The sequence below is a fragment of the Rothia halotolerans genome (genome assembly GCF_004136635.1).
GTDB lineage: Bacteria > Actinomycetota > Actinomycetes > Actinomycetales > Micrococcaceae > Rothia > Rothia halotolerans.
Genome location: NZ_NOIU01000001.1, coordinates 834,890 through 850,855 on the forward strand (window position 1 = coordinate 834,890; position 15,966 = coordinate 850,855).

A 15,966-nucleotide genomic window follows, 5' to 3' on the forward strand; every position below is an offset into this window, starting at 1 on the left:
GCGCGCTCAGCCGGCGTCGTGCCCCAGGCCCAGCCGCGCGGAGATGCCCGCGTCGATGCGCTCGTAGACCTCGGGCGCGTAGTGGAAGGGCGCGAGGCCCCACTTGTGGCCGGGGTCGGCGTAGACGGGGCCCTCGACGCTCAGCACGTCGAACCCCAGCTCCCGCAGCCGGGCGTAGTAGGGCGCGTACAGGCGGTTGGCGTCCTGGGGCGCGAGCCCCATGCTCGCCGGGACGGGCTCGCCGCCCAGCGAGGCCTCGGCCCACGGGACTTCCAGGACCACGGTCCGCTCGAACAGGCCGGCGGCCCTCAGCCGCTCGGCGAAGTCCTCGGCGGCGTCGCTCCACGCCTCCAGGTGGTCCTCGGTGCCGAAGCCGATGAGCTGCTCCTCGGGCAGCAGGTCCATCAGCCCGGTGCCCATGATGTCCACCGAGCGGGTGACCACCCCGCCGTCGAGGAACCAGTAGGCGCCGTGGCGCTCGTCCACGAGGTCCCACACGAGCAGGTCCAGGCCCTCGGCGTCCTCGAGGCGCTCCCACAGGTCTCCGGCCCAGTCGCTGCGGACCATGCGCTCCTGGAAGGCGTGCTCCAGGCCGAGGTCCTCCGGCAGGCGCGCGGTCGCGTCCTGGTCCGCCGAGAGCAGCGACTGGCGGGCGACGTAGGCGATCAGCTCGTGGTCCTCGCCGCGGCCCGGGAGCTCCTCGTAGGCGTCCCGGGAGACGCACGAGCCGTAGATGAACACGCGACGCGGCGTGTTCCGCACTTCAGTTCCCAGAACCATACTCCTGTCGGTCTTCACAGAGGACGAGTCTATATAGACTAGTCCCCGCCCCCATCTTCTCACTCGGAAGGCCCCATGAGCTCTCCCCGCCCCAGCACCCTGCGCTCCCTCCGCCGGACCCTGTGGCATCTGCGGCACGGCGGCGTGCAGCAGGCGCGGAAGCACCTGCGGCGGGTGAGGCTGGGGCTCGACGCCGGCCCGGCCCCCCGCGCGCTCGAGGCCGGCACCGGGGCCGGGACCGCCGCGCCCGCCTCCCGCCGCTCCAACCCCTTCGGCGCCCGCGCCGGCGTCTCCCCCGGGGGCTCCCCCGCCGGCTACACCCTCGACTTCCTGCCGGCCGAGCCGACCGACCGGCCCCGCCGCTTCGCCGACGTCACGGTCGCCACCATCCTGGACGACTTCTCCGAGCTGGCCTGGGGCTACGAGTTCACCACCGTGGCCCTCACCCCGCAGAGCTGGCGGCAGGACCTGGAGCGGCACCGGATCGACCTGCTGCTCGTGGAGTCGGCGTGGGCCGGCAGCGGCAAGGCCTGGCAGTACCAGCTCACCGGCTCCAAGGCGCCCTCGGATCAGCTGCGGGCCCTGGTGTCCCGCTGCCGGGAGCTCGGCATCCCCACCGTCTTCTGGAACAAGGAGGACCCACCGCACTTCGAGGACTTCCTGGGCACCGCCGAGCTCTTCGACGCCGTGTTCACCTCCGACTCGCGACTGATCGAGCGCTACCGCGAGGCCCTGGGCCACGACCGCGTCGCTCCCCTGCCCTTCGCCGCCCAGGACGCGATGCACAACCCCATCCGCCCGCAGTGGGGGTTCCACGAGCGCGACGTCGCCTTCGCCGGCATGTACTTCGCCCACAAGTTCCCCGAGCGCCGCGAGCAGATGGACCTACTGCTCGGCGCCGCGGAGGAGGCCTCCCGCCGGATGCCCACGGGCCTGGAGATCTTCTCCCGCTTCCTGGGCGACGACGAGCGGTACCAGTTCCCCGAGCCCTATGACCGCCGCGTCGTCGGCGGCCTGCCGTACGCGAAGATGCTCACGGCCTACAAGGGCTACAAGGCGTTCCTCAACGTCAACTCGGTGACCGACTCGCCCTCGATGTGCGCGCGCCGGGTCTTCGAGATCACCGCCTCCGGAACGCCCGTGGTCACCACCCGCTCGGAGGCGATCCCCCGCTTCTTCACCGAGAACCAGGTTCCCGTGGTGGACACCCCGGAGCAGGCCCGCGACGTCCTGCGCTCCCTGGTCCGCTCCCCCGAGCTCAACGACCGCACCGTCCACCTGGCCCAGCGGACCATCTGGCGGCACCACACCTACTCGCACCGCGCCGTGGACGTGCTGCGCGCGGCGGGCCTGGAGCACGACGCCGGCGGCCTCGCCTTCACCGAGCGGCTGCGGCTGCCCAGCGTGAGCGCCCTGGTCTCCACCAACCGGCCGCACCAACTCGAGCACGTGATCCGCACGGTGGGCGCCTTCCAGGACGTGGAGACGGAGCTGGTGCTGCTGACCCACGGCTTCGAGCCCGCCCCGGGGGAGGTGGCCCGGCTGGCCTGCGATGCAGGGATCGCCGACGTCCGCATCCTGCACGCCGAGCCCGGGGTGCCGCTGGGCGCGTGCCTCAACCGGCTCGTGGACGCCGCCGCCGGCGAGGTCATGACCAAGGTCGACGACGACGACCTCTACGGCCCGCAGTACCTCGCCGACCTGCTCCGGGCCATGCGGTTCTCCGGGGCCGACGTCGTGGGCAAGCAGGCGCACTACATGCACCTGAAGGAGACGGACGCGACATTGTTGCGCTTCGCGGAGCGCGAGCACCGCTGGACCGACTTCGTCATGGGACCGACCATCACGGGGACGGCCGAGACGTTCCGCAACACGCCGTTCGCCGAGGTATCCCGCGGGGAGGATTCGAACTTCCTAGTCAGCGTCCTGGATGCCGGCGGGCGCATATACTCCGCGGACCGCTTCAACTTCTGCCAGATGCGCCATGCCGCGGAGGGCGGGCACGCGTGGGCGGTGGAGGATCGGGAGATCCTCGCCTCCGGAGAGCTCAAATATTACGGTCTCAATACCGCTCACATGATGACATAGCGGCTTGCCAGAGGCGGGTATCCGATATACTCCACCTCGGTTTAAAAACGCAACAATTACGGTCCGGCGAGGGCTATGCCTGGCCTTTCCCCGGTGACCACATCGCTCCCAAACATTTGAGGAACCCCTGAATATGACTTCTCAGTCAGTGTGCTTCGTCGGGCTCGGCTACATCGGCCTCCCCACCGCCGTCGTCATGGCCAACCACGGCGTCAAGGTGACCGGCGTCGACATCAATGCCGCCAACGTCGAGCGCATCAACCGGGGCGAGGTGACCATCGTGGAGCCCGGCCTGGACGAGCAGCTGCGGCAGGCGGTCGACTCCGGCAACCTCACCGCGACCACGGAGATGGTCCACGCCGACGCCTACATCCTGGCCGTCCCCACCCCGTTCAAGGACAACTACGAGGGCGACCTTTCCTATGTCCTGGCCGCCGCGGAGTCGCTGGCGCCCCAGCTGACCGGCGACGAGCTGGTCATCCTCGAGTCGACCTCCCCGCCGCTCGCGACCCAGAAGATGGCGGAGAGGATCCTCTCCCTCCGCCCGGACCTGGTCGCCGACGGCGCCGAGAACCCCGAGGGCAAGCCTGTCCTCTACTTCGCCCACTGCCCCGAGCGCATCCTCCCCGGCAAGGCCATGGAGGAACTGATCACCAACGACCGCATCATCGGCGGCGAGACCCCCGAGGCCACCCGCCGGGCCACCGAGGTCTACGCGAGCTTCTGCGAGGGCGAGCTACTGCCCACCAACGCCGTGACCGCCGAGATGGCCAAGCTGACGGAGAACTCCTTCCGCGACGTCAACATCGCCTTCGCGAACGAGCTCTCCCTGATCGCCGACCGCCTCGGCGTCAACGTCTGGGAGCTCATCGAGCTCGCCAACCACCACCCCCGGGTGAACATCCTGCAGCCCGGCCCCGGCGTCGGCGGCCACTGCATCGCCGTGGACCCCTGGTTCATCGTCTCCGCCGATCCGGAGAACTCGCGTCTGATCCGCACCGCCCGCGAGGTCAACGACGGCAAGCCCGAGTGGGTCATCGGCAAGGTCGAGGAGGCCATGCGCGGCATCGCCGACCCCACGGTCGCCGCCCTCGGCCTGGCCTTCAAGGCCGACATCGACGACCTGCGCGAGTCGCCCGCCCTGAACATCACCAAGAAGCTCGCGGCGGACCTCCCCCACGCCACGGTGCTGACCGCCGAGCCGAACGTCGAGGAGCTCCCCGCCAAGCTGACGGGCACCCCCAACCTGGAGCTCGCCGAGTACTCGGAGGCCATCGAGCGGGCCGACGTCGTGCTGCTGCTGGTGGACCACCAGGAGTTCAAGGACCTGCCGGCCACCGCGCTCAAGGGCAAGACCGTGATCGACACCAAGGGCATCTGGCGGTAATGGCGCACGAAGGAATCGCCGACTTACTCAATGAGCAGGGCTCGGAACTGGACAAGCTGTCCTCCGAGCTCATCAAGAGCTACCAGAAGGAACTGGAGCTCCTCGCCAAGATCCAGGATCAGCTCGCCAGGATCCAGGCTCAGGAGGAAGCTCTCGAACAGCTGAAGAGGCGGGAGAACGAGGCCAGGACCGAGGCGCTCCGCGCCCGTCAGCACCTGCGCGTTCTCCAGAACTCCCCTCTCGGACGCCTGCAGCGGAAATACTGGCAGCTGAACCGGAAGGGCAAGCGCTAACGATGTCCCCCAACACCCAGAAGCCCTCCTCCACCCCGCTCCGTCGAGAACGCGTTCAGCTGCGCATCGACCAGCTGAACGCCCGGAGGCTGCAGCTCCAGTCGCAGGAGAGCTACTTCAAGTCCTCCCACTTCGCTCGACTGATCGACTCCGACAGTCCTGCGGACGACCTCCGTCCTTCGCGCAGCCTGAGCGAGTACACCCAGCGGGTGCACAAGTATCAGCGTCGTGATCTGGTGCAGGAGATCGCAGCTGAAGCGGCGATGCTGCCCGACCATCTCGGCTCGCGGCTCCTCCGCCCTCATCCCTACCGCGTGGGGATCGTCGCGGACCAATTCCTCTACGAGACGTTCGAAGGCACCGCCAACCTCGTCTACATCACGCCTGAGAACTACCGGGAGACGGCGTCCGGGGTGGACGTCCTCCTCGTGGCCTCCACCTGGACGGGCGTAGGAGGAGAGTGGCGGAGCGGGGCGGCCAAGAACCTGCTGAAGAACGACGTCATGCCCTTTTTCAAGGCGCAGGGCATCCCGGTGATCTTCTACTCCAAGGAGGATCCCCCCAACTACGGGAAGTTCCTGCCGTACGCCGCAGTCGCGGACTTCATCGTCACCTCGGCCGAGGAGAAGATCCCCGACTACATGACGAGCTGCCCTCAGGCACAGGGGTACGGGGCCGTCACCTTCGGGGTGAGCCCCAAGCACCACAATCCGGTGGGCTCCAGGAAGAACCGCCGCGACGAGGTGATCTTCGCGGGGTCCTGGCTCGGCCACAAGTACCCCCAGCGGCGCGCGCACGCTCGCAACATCTTCGACGGCGTCCAGGACGCGGGCCGCGACCTGCTCATCCTGGATCGCAACTCGGAGCTCGGGAACCCCGACTACTGCTACCCGGAGGAGTACATCTCCTCGCTGGGGCCGGCGGTCGACCACAGCCTGCTGATGAAGATCCAGCGCATCACGGACCTTCAGATCAACCTGAACTCCGTCTACGGCTCATCGACGATGTTCGCCAACCGAGTCGTCGAGCTGCAGGCCATGGGTGCCTCGGTGCTGTCCAACTACTCGATGGGCGTCAACGACCAGTTCCCGAGCGTCCTCCTCGGGGACAGCCGCAAAGAGGTCGAGGCCATCGTCAGCTCCCGGGGCACCCCCCATCAGATCTATGCGGATCAGATGCGCGGCCTGCGCACCGCGTACTCCCATTACCTCGCACGCGACAGGATGGGGGAAATCCTCACGCTCGCAGGGTTCCCCGTCGATCGGGTCCAGCCGCGAGTCGCTCTCCTCACGCAGGAGGGCGTCTCACCGGAAGAGCTGGCCCTGCAGCCTCAGACGTACCGGAACACCGAGTTCCTCGGGGCGGACGCCGATGCGGCCGAGATGGAGAAGTTCGACCTGGTTCTCCCCCTCTCCAAGGACCTCTCCTACGATCCCTACGTCGTCGAGGACCTGGTCAACGGCTTCAAGTACGCGGACGTCGATTTCATCGAGAAGTCCCTGGACCTCTCCGCGGACGCCGGCCATCAGCAGGTCGAGCGTCCGACCCGGGGGGCGTGCGTTGCATACGACGCCGAGGCCTACCTGGGCCGCAAGGAGATGGCAGGCGGCTACCAGATCGACCCGTTCGGCGCCCGGCCGGTCGTCGAGACGGTCGAGCTGCAGACGGACGCGGACGGCGTCGAATCCGTGAGGGGAGAGCTCCCCGCCAAGTCCTTGTCGGTGATCGTCCCGATCTTCAACAACGGGCTTCATCTTCGAGACAAGTGCTTCAGGTCCCTGAGGCGCTCCTCGGTCTTCGACCAGATGGAGATCATCCTCGTGGACGACGGGTCCACGGATGGCATCACCCCGTTCATCGCACGGGACCTCGCCCGAGAGTTCCCCGACTCGGTGCGCGCCTACTTCAACGCGCCGGGCGGCTCCGGAAGCGCCTCGCGTCCGCGCAACCAGGGGCTCGACCTCGCCACCTGCGAGTTCGTGACCTACCTGGATCCTGACAACGAGGCCGTCGAGGACGGCTACGCCAAGCTGCTGCGCATGATGCAGAGCCACAAGGACATGGACTTCGCCATCGGTAACATGTCCAAGTGGTCCACCAGCCGGCGCAAGGTGGGCAACTCCGGGCCTCTCCGCAAGAGCCTGCGGGCTCCCGCGGCGCTGCCGAAGTCCACCACTCTCCGCAGGACCGGACCCGGCTCCATCGCCTCCATCAATTTCCAGCCGATGAGCATCCAGGCGCTCGTGGCACGCACCGACTGGCTGCGTTCGACGGGCATCCGTCAGCCCGAGGGGGCCCTCGGGCAGGACTCGCTCATGTTCCAGGAGATGCTGGAGGCCAGCGAGCTGATCGGCGTCACCGCCACGGTGATCCACGTGTACTACGGGGCGGTCTCCAACTCCGTCGTCAATACACTGCAGCCGAAGTTCTACCGGAAGTACTTCCCGCTGGAGCGTGCCCGCATCGACTGGCTGGAGCGGACGAACCTCATGGGCGCGTACCGTGAACGACGCCTGCGTCCGTACTTCACCGGTTGGTACCTGCATAAGTACAACAAGAACGTCTCCGAAGAGCACAAGCCTGAGTGCAAAGAGCTCATCGAAGGACTAGCGGATCTGTACGATCTGACGGTCCTGGAGGACCAGGACGGGGTCCTCTCCCTGGCGGACGGCTGAGGCCCGCCTGAGAGACCATAGGGGCCTCCCCCATCCGATGCATCGGATGGGGGAGGCCCCTTTTTCTGTTCTGCTGGTATCGCCTCGCATGAGGATGGCACTGTACCGAAGAGGGAGGCCATTCCATCGAAACATCCGCGTTCGATACCAGTTCAGGACCGTACCGGTGCTCCAGCGATAGACGAACAGATCATCAGATCCTGAAGCGCCTCAGTCCCCGTGGCCGGTTTCTTCATATGCGAGAACATCCGTGACAGAGGCCCTGAACCATGATTCGGTGCCCATTGTCCGGAGTGGCTTCAACTCGATCCAGATCCTGTCGCCGAGGACAGCCTCGGGGATCTCGACGACCTCAGCGAGTGCAGATTCAGACATATCTACCGCGCGCAGGGTCTGGTCGCCCACGCCGACCTCGATTTTCATATACCCGGCACCCCTACGTGCTGCCCATCGATTGCGGAACACTAGACGAGCAGCGCCTCTCTCGCGGGAGAATTCCCACTCCCGTCGCATAGCAGATCCCGCCACGTAGGTGTGCTCGTCCAGGGCCATCGGCCCCTCCGGCGAATACACGGTCTCCTCACCGGCCGGGCTTCTCCAGACCTGTCGATCCGTCGGACGCCCTGCAGCCCGTTCGATGAGAGATTTCTCTTCTTCATACAGACGGGTTCTGGCCTCCATGGACGGGTAGCTGTTCAGGTCGAAGCTGTTGAGCAGCGGGTATTCCTGATCGATCACCTGAAACATGCTGGACTCGTCCTGCCTCTCAGAGAAGGGGAATGCCAGGAAGAGGTCCAGGAGACGACGCTGGTTGATGGGCATCCATACATCGAAAGCGATGTCCGTTTCATTGGACACTTCGCTGATGAAACGGCCCATGCGCACCTCCCAGTACGCGAGGTCGGTGATCTGGTAGTCAGAGGAGATCACCGGGTCTTCGAATCGTTTCATCTCTTCGCGAGTCGCCTCGGCGCAGATCGCGAGTTCGTCGCTCTTCATGTCGCGTATCGAGGTTGCCAGCAAGAATTTCTCTACCGCCCGGTGCCAGTCCTTTCCCGGGGGAAGGCCGAGATGCGCTCGAACGGTCTCGACGAGGTTCCCTCGGTAGAAGAGAGTACGACGATCGGGAAAGCTCTCGAGGTAGAGCGGAAGGATATAACGTCCGTGAATATGTATGGAATTCCTGTCGAGGACATCGCTGTCAATATGCTTAAGCTTCTCGGAATCGAGGTAAAGCGATCGATGACGAAGTCCCATCGCTGACGCGATACGGTCCGCTCTCTCGAGATCGAGCTTCAGACTCTTCTTGAACTTGCTTTCCTGCGGGCTGCCCGGAAGCGGCCCATAGGTGAAAGCATCGAACTGCTCTTCCTGGCCTTTGACGAATGAAAGCAGGAGTCGGGAGTCGATGCCCGCCGTGACAGACATGACGTTGGGCCGGCCCAGGGCGAGGACGGCGTCGAGCTGGGCGTGCCAGATCCTCCCGATCTCCCGCGCCTTCTCCTCAGCGGTCCACCCCATGAAAGGGTTGTTCCGAAACGGGAAGAAGCGTCTCTCGTTCCGTTCTTCGAGTTCAAGACGGTGGTTGGGGAGCAAGGCCCGAATATTGGCATCACGAGTGTGCTCCCATCGACCGCCGATCGTCAGCCGGCTCAGCGGATGGGGGTTCGGCACTTCCTCTCGCAGGCGTTCCAGGATGTCGAAATGGGATGAGACCACTCCAGAGTCCGTCCGCCAGTACACGGTCCTGCCGCCGTGGGCATCGTGATAGATGCGAGTCTTCCCCTGCACATGGAGAAGCACGCAGTAGCGACCACCCATTTCATAGAGAAGATCCTCGACCTTCGTCATCTCCTGAGGGTCCTCGTGCGCAGCAGTGAGGAGTGACTCGGCCAGGCCGTCCGTTCTCACCGTCCCCGTCACAGGATCGAACAGCAGGCCAAGCCCTATGAGTACGACCCAATCCGCAGAGTCGCGGACAACATCGCGGTCGGCCAGTTCTTCGATGTCCACCGATGCGCCGCCCGGCAGATCCATTCTCTCGAAGGCAGCGGTCGGGGCCGTCTCCGGGACGGTGTAATCCGCCGGATAGAAAACAAAGCCTCTCGGATACAGGGTCACATCATACATATGGGAATCCTTCAGAATCACAGCCGCTGGGAGTCGATCGAGAAGATCGCTGTTCGAGCCCATTTTCTTACAGAGTGGGGAATCTCTTCCTCCGCACGCAGGCCTACCCAGGCCGACTGTCCCGGCCCGATGAGCGGGATGTCCATGGCGTGGAGCCCCTCCGCCTCTGCTATAGGCGTCGCTTCGCTGAGGTCACCGTCCACTCCCACCCTCAGCGAGAGCGGGAGGTCACGCACAGCCGCGTCGGTCGAGATCAGGAACCTCATCCGCATCGGGAAGGAACCGTTCCTCCGCCTCTGCACATTCACGACGCCAGGTGCGCAGAGCTGCGGCGGAAGCCACAGCATATCCTGCGGCTCCCTGAGGATGGCGTGCTTCATCAGGACCGTTCCGGCCGCGTTTTCCGTGGTCCAACTCGTATGCCCCGGAATACCGCCCTTCCGGTTGTTCCGATAGTCATCGCGCATTAACTTGTAGGTGGAGTACACAGACGGTCTTCTCCATCGAAGATCATCGTGGTCAGTCATCATCTTCTACAGTCTCCTCCTGGGATGCGGCTTGCCTATCGATCAGTTCATCGAGCGACTTCTCGATCCCCTTGATCGATGCCTTGATAGACCCTTCGTGCTCTTTGCTCATCGTCTCCGCCAAGACGCGATTGATGGTGGCCAATGCCTGGATCTGAGTCTTGGATGTATCGATGGGACGCTCGAACCCCTTTCGAAGCGCCGCCTCTAGCCAGGAGAGAGTCCGGACCTTCAGCGCATCGATGCGGGCCGCGGTATGCGCCTTCTGACGTACCGCGACACCGCAAGCATCGACCATCTCCGTCACCACCTGCGCCGCGGCTCTGTCGTCCAGACGGACAGAGCATTCTCCGAGCTCCAGAAGATCGAAGAGGCCGGGCATCTTATGTCCGTGGGTCTGCGAATAGATGCCGACGACGGGAACGCCTTGGGCGCTCGCGAGTATCGCTGCGTGGAAACGGGAGGTCACCAGCACACCCGGAGCGCGCATGCATTCTAAGAACGCCGAGAAATCCTCTGGATCCTCCAGGCGGATGCCGCTGTCCGGGAACTCTTCATGGAGGCCTTCGAAGAGCGCCAGCGATATCTCGCGATCTGCCAAGGTCTGCACCACGATCGTCACGCGGTGCCCCGCACGCAGCTGCCTTCTCCCGAATTCAGCGTACGTCTGGTACGCGGCGGAATCACGGAAATTCGAGTTCCGGTTCTTGGTCTGGACGAAGGCGCTGCGCCGAGACCCCGCTCTCAGCCCGTAGTCCTCCAGGCGCAGGACCATCCCATAGTGCGTGACGTCCCGTTCCCCGTCATCGTCCTCCTTGCGCTTCAGCCCCTTCGCGAAGAAACCGGGGTCCAACAGCACCGGCGTGTCCTCGGAGGGTTCCTGGCCCACGATCTCCGGCGACGTGGTCTCCCGAAAGGCCATGCCGACAGGAAGCCTCTTCAAAAGGTTCATGAGCGTCTCACCGAACGGCGTTCGAAACGGGCCCATGGTGGAGGGCATGACGACGACGGGGGTTCGTGCCCGGTTCGATGCCATCACGGGAAGAGCACGCCACAGGAGATCCCGGAAATTCTCCTGCGTTGCGGATTCGAAGAAATGTTCGCCGGAGTTGATGATGATGAAGTCGAGAGACCGCAGCTTGAAATCTCGGATGAAGCCGTCCAAGGCGGAGACGTAGTCATTGAGCTGCATCAGTTCACGCGATGCGCTCTTCGAGGCCCCGTCCAGCGGAGCATCGAGAAGGGCCATCGACTGCAGGCTCTCCCTGGAGGGCTCAGAATACTTGTCCGATGGGTTCAGCCTCACCGCGAAGGACTGTTCGACGTCGACGTCGAGGCTCTGCAGCATCTCGACGAGTCCGGAGTTGATGGCGAGGTCCCCCCAGTTGGAGGCTGCGTGGCCATAGAAGACTGCGACTCTTGTCATGCCGGGCCTGCTTTCAGTGTGTGTGCCGTGAGAAGCCCAGCGAAGGCGGAGCCCACCGTCGACCAGCTTCGCTCCTGTTCGACCCAGGTGCGCGCTCTCTTCCTCATCGCTGTCATGCGCAGAGGATCGTCCATCGCCACCTGTATCGCATCCGCCAGATCCTCGGGATCATCCTGCCTGACGATGAGCGCCCGCTCGTTGTCTCCGGCGATCTCCGTCAGAGCCGGAACATCGGAGACGATCACCGTCTTCTCAGAGGCCAACGCCTCGAAGGGCTTCAGGGGAGAGACCGCGACGGTAGCCGGCGTGCGCTTCCGCGGGTATACGCAGATGTCCACTACACTGTAGAGCTCGTCCACCTCCTCATGGGGGACTCTGCCGGTGAAGCGCACCCTTTCTCCGAGGTCGAGTTCCTCCGCGAGATGCGTGATATGGGCGTGCACCGCGCCGTCGCCGACCATCAGCCCTTGGAAGGCGGCGCCTCGCGATTTGAGGATGGCCAACGCCCGCATCAGAACGTCCAGGCCTTCATAATCCACGAACGTTCCGGCGTAGCCGACGACCGGCAGCTCCGAGAGCCAGCCCAGCTTCTCGAGCACGTCGTCGGACTTGGCCTGCGGAGCGAACCGGTGGGGGTCCACCGCGTTGGGCAGGACGTCCACCGGGGCCGCCAGGGATACCCTTTCCCGGATGATGTCCCGCATGGCCCCCGTCAGCGTGGATACCGCGTCCGCCGCGCACAGCACCGCGTTCTCGAGGGCCACCGTTCGCGCCCTCCGGCCTTCCATCCGCGACTCGTTCTTGGCTTCGTAGACCAGCTCCCACATGCCGGAGACCTCATAGACCACCGGCAGGCCGAGGGACTTCGCCGCTATGCAGCCGGGCAGCGCCGAGACATAGGTCGAGCGGAGATGGACGACTGAAGGCCTCTCCTGCAGGAGGATCTGTCGGTAGTACGAGACCGACTCCTCCATATACGTGTATTCGCCGGCCTTCCTCAGAGAGCTCGTGCCGATTCGCCGATAGGCGACCCCGTCGAAGTCAGCCTCGTCGATCTCTCCCGGCTCCAGACGATTCTCGCCCTCAGGGAACCCCGGACGTGTGTAGGCAGCCACCTCGAGACCCTGCTCCCCCAGCGACCGGAGCAGCTGATGAGCACGATTGGCGTACCCTCCGCTCTGTGAGGGTTGGCTCGCGTGAAGGATCGATACGACCTTGCCCGGCACCGGTTCGAAGGGCGCCTTCGGGGCGGCCTCCTGTACTTCCGAGAGCTCTGAGAGCATCCGCTGCGCGGCCCGTCCCTCTCGGACCATCTGCGAGTCACGCTTTGAATTCATGGCGTCGAATGCAGGGTCGCAGAGCCTGTCGAAGTCCGCCGCGCCGTAGAGGGCCCTGACAAGACGTGGCAGATGATAGGCGCCCCAATGACTCTCAGGAACGTCGTCGAGCAGCCCGAGGGCCTCCTCGTAGAACCCGACCTCGAGGAGAGAGGCCGCGATCTCCTCTGCCTCTCGTGAGCGCTCACGGCCCGCCACGTGGTAGGCCAGCGCTGACGATATGCTCCTACTCCTGGACAGCAGCGGAAGGATCTCACATGCCTCCTGGCGCAGCCCGTCGAACAGAAGGGTGCGTCTGCCGCGGAAGGCCGGCTGACGTGCCAACCATACGGCGGCCCCGCCCAGCATCTGGGCGTCAAGCTCACGGAGCGTACGCCCGGCGAATCGTGCGGTGCCCAGCGTGGAGAGCAGACACCGATCCATGAAGCCTATGAACGTGTAGCTCTTCTGACCGTTCTCCGCTGAGCCCGAGATCGCCGTGGCGAGGCCCACGGGCACATCGAGCGACAAGGCTTCTCCACGTTCTCTGCACAGCCGCTGGACCTCATGCGCCTGTCGTGCGTTGTCTGCGATGAGAAGGGGGACGAGGGGGAGCATCTGCGCCCCGGAGAGCAGCAGCGATAAGGATCGCAGGTCGGCGTCGCCGGTGAGATGAACTCTCAGGACGTCCGGGAAGTAGCCCGGGCCGCCTCCCTCCATCAGGGAGACGAGTTCGGAGAACCACCTCTTCGGATCCACCGCCTCGGGGTTCTCCACGATCTCCCCACCGACCTGAACGGCCATGCCGATGGAATTGATTCCATGGGGACCGACCGTCACCGAGAGCACCCGGCGATGGTCGAAGTCCGATACCCGAGGCTCGTGCTCTTTGAGCGCATTGAGCTTGGTCCGATGCCAAGACTTCGTAGCGGACCTAGCCGCTTCCTCCGCCAGAACGCGAGCCATGCTGAGCTGCTCGCTCTCGGTCAGCACATCCGTGACGAACCGAGCCTGCTTCGGACTTCCCGAGAGCATCGCGGCTCGAAGGTAGATCCGCGACACGAGCTGCGGGCCGGAATGCGGGCGAAGAGAGTTGCAGACGCGGGACATGCGCCCTTCCAGACTCGTCTCGGCACCGCTGTCCAAGTACTCCGCCAGGTTCCAGAGTGTAGTGATGAGCGACGTCTGCTCAGGCATCTATGAGTTCCCTTCCGCCAGACTATGGTTGATCGCTGCAAGCGTCCTCGGCTTCGGCAGCGGCCAGTGACCCAGCGCTTTGTCATAATAGACGGAAATATCGACCTTAGTATCTGCAAGCCTGCTACCGGACGATTTCACGCCTCTCATGAATTCAGACAGCTGCGCTTCGATGTCGTTTTTGCTCGCGGCGTTGACCAGGTATCGGATCTTCGGGATATAGCCAAGATCCTCGATGGCCTTCGCAGCTGACACCCGATCCGGGAACTCCTGGCGGACTGACTCAACATCAGACGTTCCGTAGGCGTATTCGGCCGCCTTCCGAGGGAAGTAGCTGACATATTTGCTCCAGTCCACCTGTGGGTTGTTCACCAAGGCGTATGAGCCGTCGTCTCTAGCCGCAAGCTGCAGCGCTTGGAAGCCACCTGCGCTGCTGCCGTAATAAAGATGCTGATGAGAGGGCACATCGAGACACTCGCTCACGTACTGCACCGCCTGCGCCATCGCCGGAAGTGCGTATCGGTCGGCTTCTCCCTGCCCCCATCCGATCCTCAGGTCGTTCTCGGGCCTCAACGTGGGATCGGAGAGATACAGGACGTGAGCGTGAAACTGGTCGGCCCAAGTGCGGCGCTGAAAGACCTCCAAGGGGGACTTGGATTCTTCGCGAGCCACCGCACCATTGGTCAGGACCAGCAGACGGTCCGAGCATTCCGGGTTGACCCACAGCAAAGCGGGCACGGCGACGAGCCCCACAAGGACATCCAATCGAAGGAAAGTTCCCGGCTCGGGAGCCAACGGGCTCCCTAACGGCACTTCTCCCATTCGGACGATCTGCGCCTCTTCCGCTATGCCCACTGGCCACTCCATTCTTTCATCAGGCTCGGATGTATTGCATGAGCGCCGAGAGCGCAGGTCAAGTCTCCCACGCCCTCAGCGCACCACACGGGCACTTCTTACGGCCGGAAATCCGTGAGACGCGAACCGACTCCGAAGAATTCCTTCAGAGCTGCAGCCGTCCTCTCGGCGGCCTGGCCATCCCCATAGGGATTGACTGCGTTGGCCATCGACGCGAAGTGCTCCTCATCGTCGATGAGTGCGGTCGCCTCCTCGACGATGCGGTCGAAATCGGTGCCGATCAGACGTACGGTTCCAGCAGTCACGGCTTCAGGACGCTCGGTGTTCTCGCGCAGGACCAGCACCGGTTTCCCCAGACTGGGCGCTTCCTCCTGGACGCCGCCGGAGTCGGTGAGGACGAACCGGGAAGCCCCGATGAGCCGGGTGAACTCGCCGTAGTCGAGGGGTTCGATCGTCAGCACGTTCTCGAGATCTTCCAGCTGCGGCAGCACCGCGGAGCGAACCTTCGGGTTCTTGTGCATCGGGAACACGAAGCGGTACTCCGGGTGTTCGAGGGCCAGATGCCGGATGGCCCGGGAGATGCTGACCATCTTCTCGCCCAGGTTCTCTCGTCGGTGCGTCGTCACCAGCACCACCGGCTGATCGGTACTGAGGAAGCTCTCGAGCTTCGGGTCCGAGAATGCGACCTGCTTCTCCACGGTGGTGAACAGCGCGTCGATCACCGAGTTGCCCGTCACCACGATGTCCTCTTCGGCGACGTTCTCACGCAGGAGGTTGCCCTTCGACTCGGCGGTGGGGGCCAGGTGCAGCTTGGTGATCTGGGTGGTCAGCTTGCGGTTCGCTTCCTCGGGGAAGGGGGAGTTGATGTCCCCCGACCGAAGACCGGCCTCCAGATGGATCACCGGGATCTCCCGGTTGAAGGCCGCCACGGCTGCACCCATGACTGTCGACGTGTCGCCTTGGACGATAACGGCGTCGGGCTTGAACTCCTCGAGGATGCCGTCCACGCCCTGCACCACCTTGGCCACGATCCCGTTCAGGGTCTGGTTGGCAGTCATAACCTCGAGGTCACGCACCGGTTCGATTCCGAAGAGGTTGTTGACCTGGGCGAGCATCTCCTTGTGCTGACCCGTGACCACCGGGAGGCTCTCGAAGGAGTCCGACTCCTCCAGCGCCTTGATGATGGGGGCCACCTTGATGGCTTCGGGGCGAGTGCCGTAGATGGTCATAATGCGCTTCGGGGACATCGACTGCTCCTTGGGGTGTCTTCGAGGGGTACTCTGCGGTATCGG

Annotated in this window: 11 protein-coding genes; 4 read left to right on the plus strand and 7 right to left on the minus strand. The window is 64.4% G+C overall.

Annotated features, from left to right (window positions below):
* Positions 1 to 6 precede the first annotated feature (6 nt).
* Complete coding sequence (locus EWV39_RS03845; RefSeq protein ID WP_129656934.1) at positions 7 to 762, minus strand: DUF6270 domain-containing protein; 756 nt, start codon at positions 760 to 762, stop codon at positions 7 to 9.
* Positions 763 to 855: 93 nt separating this feature from the next.
* On the opposite strand from EWV39_RS03845, the gene EWV39_RS03850 reads away from it, so the two are divergent.
* The 4 genes from EWV39_RS03850 (at position 856) to EWV39_RS03865 (ending at position 7,223) form a co-directional block, all read left to right on the plus strand.
* On the plus strand, positions 856 to 2,868 hold the full coding sequence (locus EWV39_RS03850) for a glycosyltransferase family protein (RefSeq protein WP_129656935.1): 2,013 nt from the start codon (positions 856 to 858) through the stop codon (positions 2,866 to 2,868).
* A 133-nt stretch (positions 2,869 to 3,001) separates the two neighbouring features.
* Positions 3,002 to 4,255 carry a UDP-N-acetyl-D-mannosamine dehydrogenase gene (wecC, locus tag EWV39_RS03855; protein WP_129656936.1) on the plus strand — a complete coding sequence of 418 codons (1,254 nt, stop codon included), beginning with the start codon at positions 3,002 to 3,004 and terminating at the stop codon, positions 4,253 to 4,255.
* On the plus strand, positions 4,255 to 4,548 hold the full coding sequence (locus EWV39_RS03860) for a hypothetical protein (RefSeq protein WP_129656937.1): 294 nt from the start codon (positions 4,255 to 4,257) through the stop codon (positions 4,546 to 4,548). The genes wecC and EWV39_RS03860 overlap by 1 nt, the downstream gene beginning before the upstream one ends.
* A gap of 2 nt (positions 4,549 to 4,550) precedes the next feature.
* Positions 4,551 to 7,223, plus strand: a complete 2,673-nt coding sequence (locus tag EWV39_RS03865) for a glycosyltransferase family 2 protein (protein WP_129656938.1) — start codon at positions 4,551 to 4,553, stop codon at positions 7,221 to 7,223.
* Between the two features lie 210 nt (positions 7,224 to 7,433).
* On the opposite strand, the gene EWV39_RS03870 is transcribed toward EWV39_RS03865, so the two are convergent.
* The 6 genes from EWV39_RS03870 to wecB form a co-directional block, all read right to left on the minus strand.
* Positions 7,434 to 9,353, minus strand: a complete 1,920-nt coding sequence (locus EWV39_RS03870) for a hypothetical protein (protein WP_129656939.1) — start codon at positions 9,351 to 9,353, stop codon at positions 7,434 to 7,436.
* A 17-nt stretch (positions 9,354 to 9,370) separates the two neighbouring features.
* Positions 9,371 to 9,883, minus strand: coding sequence for a hypothetical protein (locus EWV39_RS03875; protein WP_129656940.1), 513 nt, complete (start codon positions 9,881 to 9,883; stop codon positions 9,371 to 9,373).
* Positions 9,873 to 11,306: a polysaccharide pyruvyl transferase family protein gene (locus EWV39_RS03880; protein ID WP_129656941.1), complete on the minus strand. Its 1,434-nt coding sequence runs from the start codon at positions 11,304 to 11,306 to the stop codon at positions 9,873 to 9,875. The genes EWV39_RS03875 and EWV39_RS03880 overlap by 11 nt, the downstream gene beginning before the upstream one ends.
* On the minus strand, positions 11,303 to 13,819 hold the full coding sequence (locus EWV39_RS03885; protein ID WP_129656942.1) for a glycosyltransferase: 2,517 nt from the start codon (positions 13,817 to 13,819) through the stop codon (positions 11,303 to 11,305). Before EWV39_RS03885 ends, EWV39_RS03880 begins: the two co-directional genes overlap by 4 nt.
* On the minus strand, positions 13,820 to 14,674 hold the full coding sequence (locus EWV39_RS03890; protein ID WP_129656943.1) for a hypothetical protein: 855 nt from the start codon (positions 14,672 to 14,674) through the stop codon (positions 13,820 to 13,822).
* Between the two features lie 98 nt (positions 14,675 to 14,772).
* Positions 14,773 to 15,921 carry a non-hydrolyzing UDP-N-acetylglucosamine 2-epimerase gene (wecB, locus tag EWV39_RS03895; RefSeq protein WP_129656944.1) on the minus strand — a complete coding sequence of 383 codons (1,149 nt, stop codon included), beginning with the start codon at positions 15,919 to 15,921 and terminating at the stop codon, positions 14,773 to 14,775.
* Positions 15,922 to 15,966: the final 45 nt, after the last annotated feature.

Coding starts and splice junctions, on each gene's coding strand:
- wecB (WP_129656944.1), bottom strand. CDS start 15,921: ATGTCCCCGAAGCGCATTATGACCATCTACGGCACTCGCCCCGAAGCC.
- EWV39_RS03885 (WP_129656942.1), bottom strand. CDS start 13,819: ATGCCTGAGCAGACGTCGCTCATCACTACACTCTGGAACCTGGCGGAG.
- EWV39_RS03865 (WP_129656938.1), top strand. CDS start 4,551: ATGTCCCCCAACACCCAGAAGCCCTCCTCCACCCCGCTCCGTCGAGAA.
- wecC (WP_129656936.1), top strand. CDS start 3,002: ATGACTTCTCAGTCAGTGTGCTTCGTCGGGCTCGGCTACATCGGCCTC.
- EWV39_RS03875 (WP_129656940.1), bottom strand. CDS start 9,883: ATGATGACTGACCACGATGATCTTCGATGGAGAAGACCGTCTGTGTAC.
- EWV39_RS03870 (WP_129656939.1), bottom strand. CDS start 9,353: ATGTATGATGTGACCCTGTATCCGAGAGGCTTTGTTTTCTATCCGGCG.
- EWV39_RS03850 (WP_129656935.1), top strand. CDS start 856: ATGAGCTCTCCCCGCCCCAGCACCCTGCGCTCCCTCCGCCGGACCCTG.
- EWV39_RS03860 (WP_129656937.1), top strand. CDS start 4,255: ATGGCGCACGAAGGAATCGCCGACTTACTCAATGAGCAGGGCTCGGAA.
- EWV39_RS03880 (WP_129656941.1), bottom strand. CDS start 11,306: ATGACAAGAGTCGCAGTCTTCTATGGCCACGCAGCCTCCAACTGGGGG.